This window comes from Streptomyces sp. NPDC057950 (genome assembly GCF_042887295.1).
Lineage (GTDB): Bacteria > Actinomycetota > Actinomycetes > Streptomycetales > Streptomycetaceae > Streptomyces > Streptomyces kaempferi.
Map to the genome: position 1 here is coordinate 125837 of NZ_JBHVPP010000006.1, position 13077 is coordinate 138913.

Consider the following 13077-nt stretch of genomic DNA (forward strand, 5'->3'; position numbering starts at 1 on the left):
ACTTCTCCCCACCCCGCTGAAATCCGGCTGACTCCAGACGAACAAGGAGCACTCCATGACCGCCCTCGCCCGAGTGCAGTCGGCCTACGCCCGCGTCGACGCGGTCGACCGCCCCGAGATCTGGATCGACCTGCGCCCCAGAGCAGCGGTCGAGAAGGAAGCCGCGGCTCTCGACGCCCGCGTCGCCGCGGGCGAACACCTCCCCCTCGCCGGCCGGCTCCTCGCCGTGAAGGGCAACATCGACGTGGCGGGCCTGCCGACCACCGCGGGCTGCCCGGCGTACGCGTACACCCCGGAGGAGGACGCCCCCGCGGTCGCCCGCCTGCGAGCGGCCGGCGCGCTCGTCCTGGGCAGCACGAACCTGGATCAGTTCGCGACCGGCCTGGTCGGTACCCGTTCCCCGTACGGCGCGGTGCGCGGGGCCCTCGACCCGGCCCGCGCCAGTGGTGGCTCCAGCTCCGGATCGGCCGTGGCGGTGGCTCTGGGCCTGGTCGACCTCGCCCTCGGCACCGACACGGCCGGTTCCGGCCGTGTTCCCGCCGCCTTCAACGGCATCGTGGGCCTCAAGCCGACCCGCGGCCTGGTCCCGACCACCGGCGTCGTCCCGGCGTGCGCCTCCCTGGACTGCGTGACCGTCTTCGCCCGTACCCTCCCGGAGGCCGAACAGGCCCTCGCGCACCTGACCCGCCCGTCCGGACGCGCGCTGCCGGCGCTCCCCCAGCGCGCCCCCGGTCCCTGGCGAGTCGCCGTCCCCCCGACGGCACAGCTCGGCGAACTGGACGCGGGCTGGGCGCGGGCGTACGAGGCCGCCGTGGCGCAGCTCGTCGCGGCGGGGGCCGAGCTGCGACCACTCGATCTCACCCCGTTCACCGAGGCGGGGGCGATGCTCTACGAGGGCGCGTTCGTCGCCGAGCGCTACACCGCGGTGGGAAGCTTCGTCGACAAGGTGCTCAGCGAGGGGGGCGCGGGTCTCGACCCGACCGTCGCGGGGATCATCACGCGCGCCCGGGACATCCCGGCCCACCGTCTCTTCGCCGACCAAGAACGGCTGGACGCACTGCGTACGCGGGCCCTCGCCGGGCTCGGCGACGCGGACGCCCTGCTGCTGCCGACCGCGCCGGGTCACCCCACGCTCGCGGAGGTCGCGACCGACCCGCTGGGCGCCAACGCCCGCCTGGGGCGTTTCACCAACTCCACGAACCTCTTCGACCTCGCCGCGGTCGCCGTCCCGGCGGGCACCGTGGACGGGCTGCCCTTCGGCGTCATGCTGATCGGCCCCGCGTTCACCGACGAGCGCCTGGCCCGGATCGCCGCCCTGCTCCGGCCTCGGACACGGGTCGCCGTGGTCGGCGCGCACCTGTCGGACCAGCCCCTGAACCCGCAGCTCCTCGCCCTGGGCGCCGAGTGGGAGCGTACGACGGCGACGGCGGCCGCCTACCGGCTGTACGCCCTGACCACCACACCTCCCAAGCCGGGTCTGGTCCGCACCGGCGCGGGCGGGGCCGCCGTCGAGGCGGAGGTGTGGCGGCTTCCCGCCGAGGGCCTCGGTCGCCTGCTCGCCGAACTGCCCAGTCCGATGGCGCTCGGCCGGGTCGAACTGGCCGACGGCACCCACGTGCCCGGCTTCCTGTGCGAGCCCCGCGCGCTCGAGGGCGCCGAGGACATCACGGAGTACGGCGGCTGGCGCGGCTACCTGCGGGCGCGCGGCTGAGCCGCTGACACCGCGGTCCGGGTGACCGGCGTACCCGCGCATCCGCGTACCGGAAGGACACCGGCGACGCACCGGAGTGAGTGCCGCACCGGAGTGCCGGAGTGCGGAGGTGCGCCGCCCCTGCGTCGGGACGGCGCACCACGAGGGAACGGGCCGGCTCAGCCCACCGACGAGTAGGCGACCACCCCGCGCAGCAGCCCGTCGACCGCCTTGCGCGCGTTCTTCGCGACCGTCGAGCCCTCTCCGCCGGAGACGGGCGCGGCGGCCGAGATCTGGCCCAGCACGTCGATGACCTGCTTGCACCAGCGGACGAAGTCGCCGGCCGGCATCTCCGCCTCGCGCAGCACCTCGTCGAGGCCCTTGCCGGAAGCCCACTCGTAGGCCGCCCAGGCGAAGCCGAGATCCGGCTCGCGCTGGCCCACGCCCTCGGACTGGGTGATCCGGAAGTCCTCCTCGAGGGCGTCCAGACGGCCCCAGATGCGGACCATCTCGCCCAGCGCGGCCTTGGCCTTGCCGGAGGGCAGCTTCGGCGCCATCGCGTCGTCCCCGACCCGCGACTCGTAGACCAACGCCGAGACACACGCGGCGAGTTCGGCCGGGTTCAACCCCTCCCAGACACCGGCCCGCAGACATTCGCTGGCCAGCAGGTCGAGTTCGCCGTACAGGCGGGCCAGCCGCCTGCCGTGTTCGGTGGCCTCGTCGCCGCGCAGGTAGTCCAGCTCGGTGAGCAGGGCGACGATGCGGTCGAAAGTGCGGGCGATGGTGTTCGTCCGGCCTTCGATGCGGCGCTCCAGCTGCGAGGTGTCGCGCAGCAGCCGGTGGTAGCGCTCGGCCCAACGGGCGTGGTCCTCGCGGTCGTTGCACCCATGGCAGGGGTGGGCGCGGATCGCCGTGCGCAGCCGGGCGATCTCGCGGTCGTCGGCGGCCTCGGAACGCTTCTTGCGCAGCCGGTCGGGGACGATGTGCCCGGCCTTGGTGCGCAGGGCGGACGCGAGGTCGCGACGGGACTGCGGGGAACGCGGGTTGAAGGACTTCGGGATGCGCATCCGCTCCAGCGCCTCCACCGGCACCGGGAAGTCCATCGAGGCCAGCCGCTTGACCTGGCGCTCGGCGGTGAGCACCAGCGGACGGGGGCCGTCGTGCTGCTCGAAACCGCGGTGTCCGTTGGACCGGCCCGCGGGCAGACCGGGGTCCAGCACCAGCGCCAGACCGGCGAACTTGCCGGTCGGGACGTGGATGATGTCCCCCGGCTTGAGCTTCTCCAGTGCGACGGCCGCCTCCGCGCGACGCTGCGCCACGCCCTGCTTGGCGAGGTCGGTCTCGCGGTCCTTGAGCTCGCGCCGCAGCCCCGCGTACTCCTCGAAGTCCCCGAGGTGGCAGGTCATGGACTCCTTGTAACCCTCGAGTCCCTCCTCGTTGCGCTGCACCTGGCGGGAGATGCCGACGACCGACTTGTCGGCCTGGAACTGCGCGAAGGAGGTCTCCAACAGTTCGCGCGAGCGGTGCCGCCCGAACTGCTCGACCAGGTTCACCGCCATGTTGTACGACGGCTTGAAGCTGGAACGCAGCGGGTAGGTGCGGGTGCCCGCGAGTCCGGCCAGGTGGTCGGGGCTGAAGCCGCGCTGCCACAGCACGACGGCATGGCCCTCGACGTCGATGCCGCGGCGCCCCGCCCGGCCGGTCAGCTGGGTGTACTCACCGGGAGTGATGTCGGCGTGCTGTTCGCCGTTCCACTTGACGAGCTTCTCCAGCACCACCGAGCGGGCGGGCATGTTGATACCGAGCGCGAGGGTCTCGGTGGCGAACACGGCCTTCACCAGGCCGCGTACGAAGAGCTCCTCGACGACCTCCTTGAACGTCGGCAGCATGCCGGCGTGGTGGGCCGCGATGCCCCGCTCGAGACCTTCCAGCCACTCGTAGTAACCGAGGACGTGCAGGTCCTCGGGCGGGATGGAATCGGTGCGCCTCTCGACGATCTCGCGCACCTTCACCCGCGCCTCCTCGTCGTTGAGGCGGAGTCCCGCGTACATGCACTGCTGGACGGCGGCCTCGCAGGCGGCGCGGCTGAAGATGAAGGTGATGGCGGGCAGCAGGCCCTCGGCGTCGAGCCGTTCGATGACCTCGGGGCGGCCCGGCGTCCAGATCCGCGAGCGCTGCCGGCGCTCGCGCTCCCGGTCGGCCTCGCGCATGGCGCGCCCGCGCCGACGGTCCTGGTACGACGGACGGCTCGCCTCCATGCGGGCCAGCCGCGTGAGGTCGGGGTTGACCGCCTTCTTGTGGCCCTCACCCTCCTCGAAGAGGTCGTACATCCGGCGTCCGGCGAGCACGTGCTGGAACAGCGGTACCGGCCGGTGCTCGGAGACGATCACCTCGGTGTCACCGCGCACGGTGTCCAGCCAGTCCCCGAACTCCTCCGCGTTCGACACGGTCGCCGAGAGCGAGACGAGGGTGACCGACTCGGGAAGATGGATGATCACTTCTTCCCACACGGCGCCGCGGAAGCGGTCGGAGAGGTAATGCACCTCGTCCATCACCACGTGGCCGAGGCCGAGAAGGGTCTGCGAACCCGCGTACAGCATGTTGCGCAGCACCTCGGTGGTCATGACGACCACCGGGGCGTCGGAGTTGACGCTGTTGTCCCCGGTGAGGAGACCGACCTTGTCCGCGCCGTAACGGCGGGAGAGGTCGGCGTACTTCTGGTTCGACAGCGCCTTGATCGGCGTGGTGTAGAAGCACTTCTTGCCCTGCTGGAGGGCCAGGTGGACGGCGAACTCGCCGACGATCGTCTTGCCCGAGCCGGTGGGCGCGGCCACGAGCACACCCTTGCCCGCCTCGAGCGCCTTGCATGCCTCGATCTGGAAGGGGTCGAGGCCGAAGTCGTACATCTCGCGGAAGGAGGCGAGCGCGGTGGCCTGCTCGACAGCGCGCTTCCGTGCTGCCGCGTACCGCTCGGCCGGTGAGAGGTCCTCTGTCATCGTGCTTCCGAGACTACCGGCAGCCACTGACAACAGGACGATCAATATCCGGATCCGTACCGGTGAGGCCCTGGATCCCCGCAGCTCAGGGAATCGCCACCCGCACCGCACCCGGCACGCACCGCGCCGTGAGCGGCAGCGGCCCCAGCGGCTCGCCGTCCGCGTACCCGGTGAGGCCGTCGGCGACGAGCTCGATCCGGGCCGCCCGGTGCACGCTCACCACGGGATGGGAGAGATGGGTGCCCCGGTACACCTTCGGGAACACCCTGAGCAGCGTCCTGCGGGTGCACGGCCCGACGACCGTGATGTCGAACAGTCCGTCGCCGAGGTCGGCGTCCGCGCAGATCTTCATGCCGCCGCCGTACGACGAGCCGTTGCCGACCGCGACGAGAGTCGCCTCGATCTCGCGGGTCCCGCCGTCGTCCAGGGTCATCCGGTACCGGACCGGCCGGAAGGCCGCCAGCTCGGCGAGCATCGCCAGGTCGTACTTGACGCGTCCGGAGGGCCGGCGCATGCGGTTGCCGCGGTCGTTGACCCGGGAGTCGAAGCCGGAGGCGAGGACGGTGCCGAACCAGGTGCCGTTCACCCGGCCCAGGTCCACGTCCCGCAGCCGGGCGCCCTTGAGGGACTCGGCGATCTGACGCCCCGCGGCCGCCGGATCACCGAGGGGCAGGCCCAGGGCGCGCGCGAAGTCGTTCCCGGTGCCGGCGGCGACCAGGCCGAGCGGGGTGCGGGTCCCGGCGACGGCCTGCAGGGCCAGATGTGCCATGCCGTCGCCGCCGACGGCTATCAGGGCGCCCGTGCCGCCCTTGACCGCCTCGCGCGCGCGGCTCAGGGCGTCGGCGGCGTTCTCGCCGAGAACCGTCCGTACGGAGAATCCCGCCGCCCGCAGAGCGGAAGCGGCCGGCTGCGCCGCGCGGGCGCCCCGGCCGCGCCCTGCGGTGGGGTTGACGAAGAGGGTGATCTCGCTGGTCACGGCCCTGACCCTACGAGATCTTCGCTCCTTGTCAGGTCACGTCGTCATAACCGTTGACCCGGTCCGGGGTCGTCTGCCCGGGCAGCGCCCCGCCTGCCGACACCGTCTCGACCTCCCCGATGTCCTCGGGCGTGAGGTCCAGCTCGGAAGCCTCGTCGTCGTCGGGGCCCTCGGCCTCGCGGCGGCGCTTGCGCCGGTCGTTCAGCAGCGAGAAGGCGGTCGCCATGAAGTACAGCACCCAGATCGGCCCGGCCAGCGCCAGCATGGTCAGCGGGTCGGTGCTGGGCGTGGCCACGGCCGCGAAGACCGTGATGCCCATGATCATGCCGCGCCACCAGCCGAGCATGCGCCGACCGGTGAGCACTCCCGTCAGGTTCAGCATGACCAGCAGCAGGGGAAGCTCGAAGGAGAGCCCGAAGACGAGCACCATCCGGACGATGAGGTCGAGCAGGTCGTCCAGTGGCAGCTGGTTGTCGAGGTCCGCGGGCGAGAAGCCGAGGAGGACCGTCGCCATCGTCGGCAGCGTCTTGTACGCGAAGAAGGCGCCGCCCAGGAACAGCGGGACGCCCGTGCCCACGAACGCCAGCGCGTACTTCTTCTCGTGCCGGTGCAGGCCGGGAACGATGAAGGCCCACAGCTGGTAGAGCCAGATCGGCGACGCGAAGATCACACCGGCCATCAGCGAGACCTTGAGCGCGAGCGTGAACGGCGTCAGCAGGCCGTTCAGCACGATGCGGGCGCAGGTGCCGCTCCGCTGCTGCGCGAGCTCCGACAGGGTGGACTGGCAGCCCACCGCGTCCAGAATCGGGTTCGTGAAGAACTCGATGATGTTCTTGTAGTAGAAGGCGGCCACGACGGTGACGACGACGATGGCCAGAACGGCCTTCGCGAGCCGGTTGCGGAGCTCACGAAGGTGCTCCGCGAGGGGCATCCGTCCCTCGGGGTCCTTCTCCTTCTTGCGGGCAGAGTTGAGCAACCCACGTCCTCATCTCGTGCGGCGGGCCGGAGAGGTCCGGCCCTGCATCAGCGCTTGGTCGTGTCCGTGGGCTCGCTGACCGGACGGGCGCTGGTCACGTCGCCGGGCGCGGCCTGGATGGTGCGCTGGGCCGGGGTCTGCTCGTCGGTGCTGGGCGGGCCGGCCGGGGCGGGGTTGCTGCCCTCGTCCTTCATGGCCTTGGCCTCGCTCTTCAGAATGCGAGCGGACTTGCCGAGGGAGCGCGCCATGTCCGGAAGCTTCTTCGCGCCGAACAGCAGGATGATGACGACGAGGATGAGAATGATCTCGGGAGCTCCGAGCCTTCCGAACATAAGTCTTTACCTTCTCACCGAGGCTGCAGGGGCGGGGTACTGCCCGATCGGTCGGACATGTGTCCGGTCGTCGTGTTGACAGCGATCGTAACGCTCAGGGGTGAACGCGCGGCAATCCCTGTGCGTACTCCCGGTCGCGACCCGCGCCTCGTTCTTCGGGCCGCGATCAGAAGCGTACCTGCCCGCACTGGCAAGTTGACAGGCCGGAGTGACGCATTGCGCAACCCTGGGACGACTCTTACCAGGACTCCGGCGAGGTCACAGGCCGTCCACGGAGCGCGCGGCCCCGACCGTCGCCCGCTCCAGGTCGTCGGCCGCCCTGTTGATTCGGCGTGCGGAGTCCGTCACCTGCCGTCCCAGGCGCTCCGCCTCCAGGAAGACCCGGACGGCGAGTACGCCGAGAACGGCCATTCCCAGAAATCCCACAGCGATCGCACACATCGGCCAGAACATGGGGCGAGCCTAGAGCGTCGAGTGCAGGCGCAGCGTCCGCACCCCGCCTCCGGTGAGGAGCTCGACGATCCGCTCGCCCGCGGGCTTGCGGACGGCGGCGCCGCACTCGGTGCAGGTGAAGGAGTAGAAGGTGGTCCGGCTCGAGGCGCCGATCGCCAGCATCAGGGCGTTCGCCCGGAGCTCCAGCCGGGCCCGGCAGTCGGGGCAGCCGGCCCTGAACAGCACGTCGGCCACTCTGCGCATCCCGGCGAACGCGCCGACCACCGTCATCTCGGCGGCGCCGGGGGACGCACCGGCCTTCACCGCTCCCCCGGCTCTCTCGGGCCTCCCGGCCCGCTCCGTGACACCGGCCTTCTCCGACCCACCAGACATCGCCGACGTGGTCAAAGCCCCTGCTCCTGCCTGTCGAACGGTCGGTCCTGGACTCCGTCACCGCCGCCGTCGAACCCGTCGTAGGCCGCCAGGGCCTCACGGGCCGCCTGTCGCGCGCTGTCCGCCAGCTCCGGCGGCGACACGATCCGGCCGTCACGGCCGAGGCGCAGAGCCAGCCGCCGCAGCGACGTGGGGTCGGGGGTCCGCAGAGTGATACGCAGCCCGCCGTCCGGCAGTTCATCCGCGCTGTCGTGCGGGTAGTACTCCGCGACCCAGCGCCCGCCCGGTCCGACCTCGATCACCACCTCGGGATCCTCTGCGGCGGGCTGCACCAGCCCCTCGGACAGGTCCCTCAGCTCGACCTCCGGCGGCGCGGACGGCTCGTCGAGGATGCGGATCTCGGCGACCCGGTCGAGCCGGAAGGTGCGGCGCGCCTCGGAGCGGCGGCACCATGCCTCCACGTAGGTGTGCCCGACGCTGACCAGGCGGATCGGGTCGATCTCGCGCTCGGTGAGCTCGTCGCGCGAGGGCGAGTAGTAGCGGATCCACAGCCGCCGACGCTCGGAGATCGCCCGGTCGACGTCCGCGAAGACCCCGCCCTCGGACTCGAAGGTCACCGAGAGCCGGGAGCTGGCGCCCGCCGCCTCTCCGGAGGCGGCCTCCACCTTCGCGGTGGCGCGCAGCAGCGCCTGCCGGTCACCCTCCCGCAATCCGGGCAGCGTGGAGACCGCGCGGGCGGCCACCAGCAGCGCGGTCGCCTCGTCGGCGGCGATACGGAGCGGCGCCGCGACGTCGTCCGGGTTGTGCCACCAGATGCGGTCGCCGTCGGTGTCGATGTCGAGCAGGTCGCCGCCGCGGAAACTCGTCCCGCACAGCGGGAGCACGTCGAGGTCGGAGATCAGCTCGTCCTCGGTGATCCCGAAGGCCCGTGCGACGTCACCGACGCGCGCGCCGGGGCGCTCCCGCAGATAGGTCACCAGGGAGAGCATCCGCCGGGTCTGGTCGATCGCGTTCGTGGGCCTGGCCGGTTTTCCTGCCACTTTCCTACGTTCCCCCTCAGCCCTTGGCCACGGCGCGCAGCCGGTCCACCACGTCGGCCCGCAGCTCGGCGGGTTCCAGGACCACGACATCGGGCCCGAACTCGACGAGCCACGCCTCCAGGCCGTGCCCGTACGGAATCTCCAGCTCGTCCCAGCCGTCTCCCCGCTCCCGGACCGAGACGGCCTTGGCCCGCAGCGGGTAGCCGGAGCCGCTGCGCAGCCGGATCCGCGCGGAGCGGTCGGCGATCTCGCCCGCCCAGCCCGCGACCGTCTCCCGCACGGTGACGACGTCGGGCACCTCGGCCGTGTACCGGCCGGCCCGCGCGCGGACCTTGCCGGTGATCCGTGAGAGCCGGAAGACGCGCTCGGCCCCGCGGTCGCGGTCCCATCCCGCCAGGTACCAGTGGCCGCGCCAGCACTCCAGGGCCCAGGGCTCGACCTGCCGGGTCTCGGGGTGCGCGGCCGTCGCCTTGCGGTAGTCGAAGACGACCGGGCGGCGGTCGCGGCAGGCCAGCATCAGCGGCTCGAAGGCGGCCTCGTGCACGGGGATGTGCGGTTCCAGGGCGCCGTGGGCCTCGTACGGGTCCACGTCCTCGGGCAGGCCCGCGGCACGCAGTTTCTGCAGGGCGCCGCTCGCCGCGCCGGCCAGTCGCGCCTGCTGCCAGACCTTGGCGGCGAGACCGAGGGCGGCGGCCTCCTCGGCGTCGAGGGTGATGGCCGGCAGGCGGTTGCTGTCGCGGCGGGCGAGGTAGCCCACCTCGCCGTCCAGGTTCTCCACTGTCTCGATGACCAGGCCGAGCTCGCGCAGGTCGTCCTTGTCGCGTTCGAACATCCGGTTGAAGGAGTCGTCGGACGAGGCGGCCCCCCTGCCCGGCCTGAACGCCTCCACATAGGCCTCGATGGAATCGCGCAGTTCGCGCTTGCTGAGCGGCCGCCGTGTCCCGAGCAGACACAGCGCCAGGTTCATCAGCCGCTCGGCCTTGGCAATGGCCATCGACGCCCTTCCCTATGGTGCTTCCGACCGATGACCGTACCGCTCCGAAGTGTCGTGGCAAAAGCCGAGGGCCCATGCCCGGACAGGCATGGGCCCCAGGTGATCGAATCCGGTCGAATCCCGATCACGCGGTGTACGAAGATCGGACCAGGGTGCGACCTTCCCGATGATCGGACCGGAGTCGCCGATTTCCCGGTCGCCGAACCGGGAACAGCGCTCCGCGATCGTCCGGTCCCGTGGCGCTCCCGCGGGACCGGACGACCGGTCCCGGGAACCGGGGAGCCGTGGGCCCCCCGGACCGAGGTCAGACCGCGACCAGGTCGCAGACGAAGATCAGCGTCTCGCCGGGGGCGATCCGGCCACCGGCGCCGCGGTCCCCGTAAGCGAGGTGCGCCGGGATGGTCAGCTGGCGGCGGCCGCCGACCTTCATGCCCTGCACGCCCTGGTCCCAGCCGCTGATGACCTGGCCGACGCCGAGCTGGAACTCCAGCGGGTTGCCGCGGTTCCAGGAGGCGTCGAACTCCTCGCCGGTGGAGAAGGCCACGCCCACATAGTGGACCTTGACGAAGTCTCCGGCCTTGGCGACCTGGCCGTCGCCCTCCCAGATCTCCTTGATCTCGAGGTCCGCCGGGGGCTCGCCACCCGGGAAGTCGATCTCGGGCTTCTCGATGCTCACGTCTCTCGCTCCTGCTTGTTCGCGTGGGTTCGCGTGGTGCCCTTGAGGCACCACCGACAGTCTCACATCCCTGACGGCCTCACATCTTCGCCAGGATGTCGACCGTGAAGACCAGCGTGGAGTCCTTGTTGATGCCGCTGCCGCTCGGCGGGTTGTCGCCGTAGCCCAGGGCCGGCGGGACGACGATGAGGACACGGCTGCCGACCTTCTTGCCCGTCAGGCCCTGACCCCACCCCTTGACGACCTGCTGGAGCGAGAACGACGTCAGCTGACCGCGGCTGTACGTGGAGTCGAACTCCTTGCCGCCGTCCCACAGGACGCCCTTGTACTGCACCAGGACGCTGCTGTCCGCCTTGACCTCCTCGCCGTCGCCCTCGATGACGTAGTCCGCCACGAGCTTCGTGGGGGCCTTCGCCTTCGGCACGTCGATGGAGGGGGCCTTGCCGTCGGTGTTCGTGCCGACCTTCGGGAGCGCCTTGTCGTTCTGCGCGACGTCCTTGCCCTTGGCGGAGCTCTTCGCGTTGAAGGTGTTCTCGATGTCGACGACGAACACCAGCGTGTCGGTGCCCTTGATGCCCGCCTGCGTGTTGCCGCGCGTGCCGTAGCCCCAGGTCGGCGGGATGGCCATCTCGACGCGGCTGCCGACCTTCTTGCCCACCAGGCCGTAGCGCCAGCCGTCGATGATGCCGCCCTGCGCGAGCTGGATGACCAGCGACGTCTTGCGGTCGTAGGAGTTGTCGAAGACCTTCGCGGTGTCCCAGACCTGGCCGAGGTAGCTGGCCTGGATGTAGTCGTTCTCCGCGACCGTCGCGCCGTTGCCCGCGATGACCGTCCTGACCGCCAGGTCCTTCGACGGGGCGCCGCTCCCCTTGGCCACGGTCGGCTTCTCACCGAACTTCGTCCCGGCCGTGATGGCGGGCAGCGGACCGTCGACGATCTTCGGCGGCGGCGCCGACGAGGCGGACGCCGAAGGCGACGGGCTGCTGCTGGACTTGGCCTTCTCCGACTTGTTGTCGTCACCGCATCCGGCGAGAGTGACCAGTCCTGCGGGTACGGCGAGGAGAAGTGAGCGTCGGCGCACGGTGGGGGCCTCGTATCGATCGATCTTGGTTGATGGCGTGCGCGCAACTCTACGACGTGAGAAGGGCGCCGTACGGAAAACGTACGGCGCCCCGCGTTGCGTTCCGCGTCACTCGCGGAACACCCGGCTCACATTCCGGCGATCAGCTTCTCCACCCGGTCGTCGACCGAACGGAACGGGTCCTTGCACAACACGGTGCGCTGTGCCTGGTCGTTGAGCTTGAGGTGGACCCAGTCGACGGTGAAATCGCGGCGCTGCTCCTGTGCACGCCGGATGAAGTCACCGCGCAGCCGCGCCCGAGTGGTCTGGGGCGGCACGGACTTGCCCTCGAAGATCTTCAAGTCATTGCAGATCCTGGTGGCTTGTCCCTTCCTCTCCAGCAGGTAGTACAGGCCACGACGACGGTGGATGTCGTGGTAGGCGAGGTCTATCTGAGCGACCCTCGGGTGCGACATCGTCATGTTGTGCTTGGCCCGGTACCGCTCGATGAGCTTGTACTTCATTACCCAGTCGATCTCGGTACCGATCCGGTCGAGGTCCTCCGCCTCGATCGAGTCGAGCACACGGCCCCACAGTTCGAGGACCTGTTCGACGGTCCCTGTGCGGATGCCGCGGCGCTCGCAGAAGTCCACGGCCTTCTCGTAGTACTCGCGCTGCACCTCGAGGGCGGATGCCTCACGGCCACTGGCCAGCCGCACCTTGCGGCGGCCCGTGATGTCGTGGCTCACCTCGCGGATCGCCCGGATCGGGTTCTCCAGGGTGAGGTCGCGCATCACCGTGCCGGCCTCGATCATGCGCAGTACCAGGTCGGTGGCGCCGACCTTCAGGAGCATGGTCGTCTCGGACATGTTCGAGTCCCCGACGATGACGTGCAGCCGGCGGTAGCGCTCGGCGTCGGCGTGCGGTTCGTCGCGGGTGTTGATGATGGGCCGGGAGCGGGTCGTCGCGGAGCTGACGCCCTCCCAGATGTGCTCGGCACGCTGGCTGACGCAGTACACGGCGCCGCGCGGGGTCTGCAGCACCTTGCCGGCGCCGCACAGCAGCTGCCGCGTGACCAGGAACGGGATGAGGATGTCCGCGAGTCGGGAGAACTCCCCGTGGCGAGCCACCAGGTAGTTCTCGTGGCACCCGTACGAGTTGCCGGCCGAGTCGGTGTTGTTCTTGAACAGGTAGACGTCGCCCGCGATTCCTTCCTCGTGCAGGCGTCGTTCTGCGTCCACCAGGAGTCCTTCGAGAATGCGCTCGCCGGCTTTGTCGTGGGTGACGAGTTCCGTCACGTTGTCACATTCGGGTGTCGCGTATTCCGGATGTGATCCCACGTCGAGATAGAGGCGGGCACCGTTCCGCAGAAAGACATTGCTGCTGCGGCCCCATGACACGACACGGCGGAAGAGGTACCGCGCCACCTCGTCGGGAGACAGGCGCCGCTGTCCCCTGAACGTACACGTGACGCCGTACTCGTTCTCCAGCCCGAAAATGCGGCGGTCCATG

General features: G+C 70.6%; 11 protein-coding genes and 1 pseudogene. 1 reads left to right on the forward strand and 11 read right to left on the reverse strand.

Annotated elements, in window-relative coordinates; all coding sequences use genetic code 11:
* Window positions 1–52: 52 nt before the first annotated feature.
* Window positions 53–1711: pseudogene (gene atzF, locus ACFVTC_RS12910) on the forward strand (allophanate hydrolase); the annotation flags it as partial.
* A 158-nt stretch (window positions 1712–1869) separates the two neighbouring features.
* Here atzF and ACFVTC_RS12915 read toward each other — a convergent pair.
* From ACFVTC_RS12915 to pafA, 11 genes are all read right to left on the reverse strand, one after another.
* Entirely contained in the window at window positions 1870–4731 is a 2862-nt protein-coding gene (locus ACFVTC_RS12915; RefSeq protein WP_390126620.1) for a DEAD/DEAH box helicase, read from the reverse strand.
* A 40-nt stretch (window positions 4732–4771) separates the two neighbouring features.
* Window positions 4772–5662 carry a diacylglycerol kinase gene (locus ACFVTC_RS12920; RefSeq protein WP_390126622.1) on the reverse strand — a complete coding sequence of 297 codons (891 nt, stop codon included), beginning with the start codon at window positions 5660–5662 and terminating at the stop codon, window positions 4772–4774.
* Window positions 5663–5693: 31 nt separating this feature from the next.
* Window positions 5694–6638: a twin-arginine translocase subunit TatC gene (gene tatC / locus ACFVTC_RS12925; RefSeq protein ID WP_390126623.1), complete on the reverse strand. Its 945-nt coding sequence runs from the start codon at window positions 6636–6638 to the stop codon at window positions 5694–5696.
* Window positions 6639–6685: 47 nt separating this feature from the next.
* Window positions 6686–6970 carry a Sec-independent protein translocase subunit TatA gene (tatA, locus tag ACFVTC_RS12930; RefSeq protein WP_168527282.1) on the reverse strand — a complete coding sequence of 95 codons (285 nt, stop codon included), beginning with the start codon at window positions 6968–6970 and terminating at the stop codon, window positions 6686–6688.
* 258 nt (window positions 6971–7228) lie between these two features.
* Window positions 7229–7423 (reverse strand): hypothetical protein, encoded by a 195-nt coding sequence (locus ACFVTC_RS12935; protein ID WP_168527283.1) that lies wholly within the window; start codon window positions 7421–7423, stop codon window positions 7229–7231.
* Between the two features lie 9 nt (window positions 7424–7432).
* On the reverse strand, window positions 7433–7693 hold the full coding sequence (locus tag ACFVTC_RS12940) for a hypothetical protein (RefSeq protein WP_390126790.1): 261 nt from the start codon (window positions 7691–7693) through the stop codon (window positions 7433–7435).
* A 113-nt stretch (window positions 7694–7806) separates the two neighbouring features.
* Window positions 7807–8835 (reverse strand): helix-turn-helix transcriptional regulator, encoded by a 1029-nt coding sequence (locus ACFVTC_RS12945; RefSeq protein WP_390126624.1) that lies wholly within the window; start codon window positions 8833–8835, stop codon window positions 7807–7809.
* A gap of 16 nt (window positions 8836–8851) precedes the next feature.
* Window positions 8852–9829 (reverse strand): WYL domain-containing protein, encoded by a 978-nt coding sequence (locus ACFVTC_RS12950; RefSeq protein WP_329286533.1) that lies wholly within the window; start codon window positions 9827–9829, stop codon window positions 8852–8854.
* A 304-nt stretch (window positions 9830–10133) separates the two neighbouring features.
* The gene (locus tag ACFVTC_RS12955; RefSeq protein WP_168527286.1) at window positions 10134–10505 is read right to left on the reverse strand and encodes an FKBP-type peptidyl-prolyl cis-trans isomerase; all 372 of its coding nucleotides are present in this window, start codon (window positions 10503–10505) and stop codon (window positions 10134–10136) included.
* A gap of 79 nt (window positions 10506–10584) precedes the next feature.
* Window positions 10585–11586, reverse strand: a complete 1002-nt coding sequence (locus tag ACFVTC_RS12960; protein ID WP_390126626.1) for an FKBP-type peptidyl-prolyl cis-trans isomerase — start codon at window positions 11584–11586, stop codon at window positions 10585–10587.
* A 128-nt stretch (window positions 11587–11714) separates the two neighbouring features.
* On the reverse strand, window positions 11715–13076 hold the full coding sequence (gene pafA / locus ACFVTC_RS12965; RefSeq protein WP_390126627.1) for a Pup--protein ligase: 1362 nt from the start codon (window positions 13074–13076) through the stop codon (window positions 11715–11717).
* Between the last annotated feature and the right edge of the window lies 1 nt (window position 13077).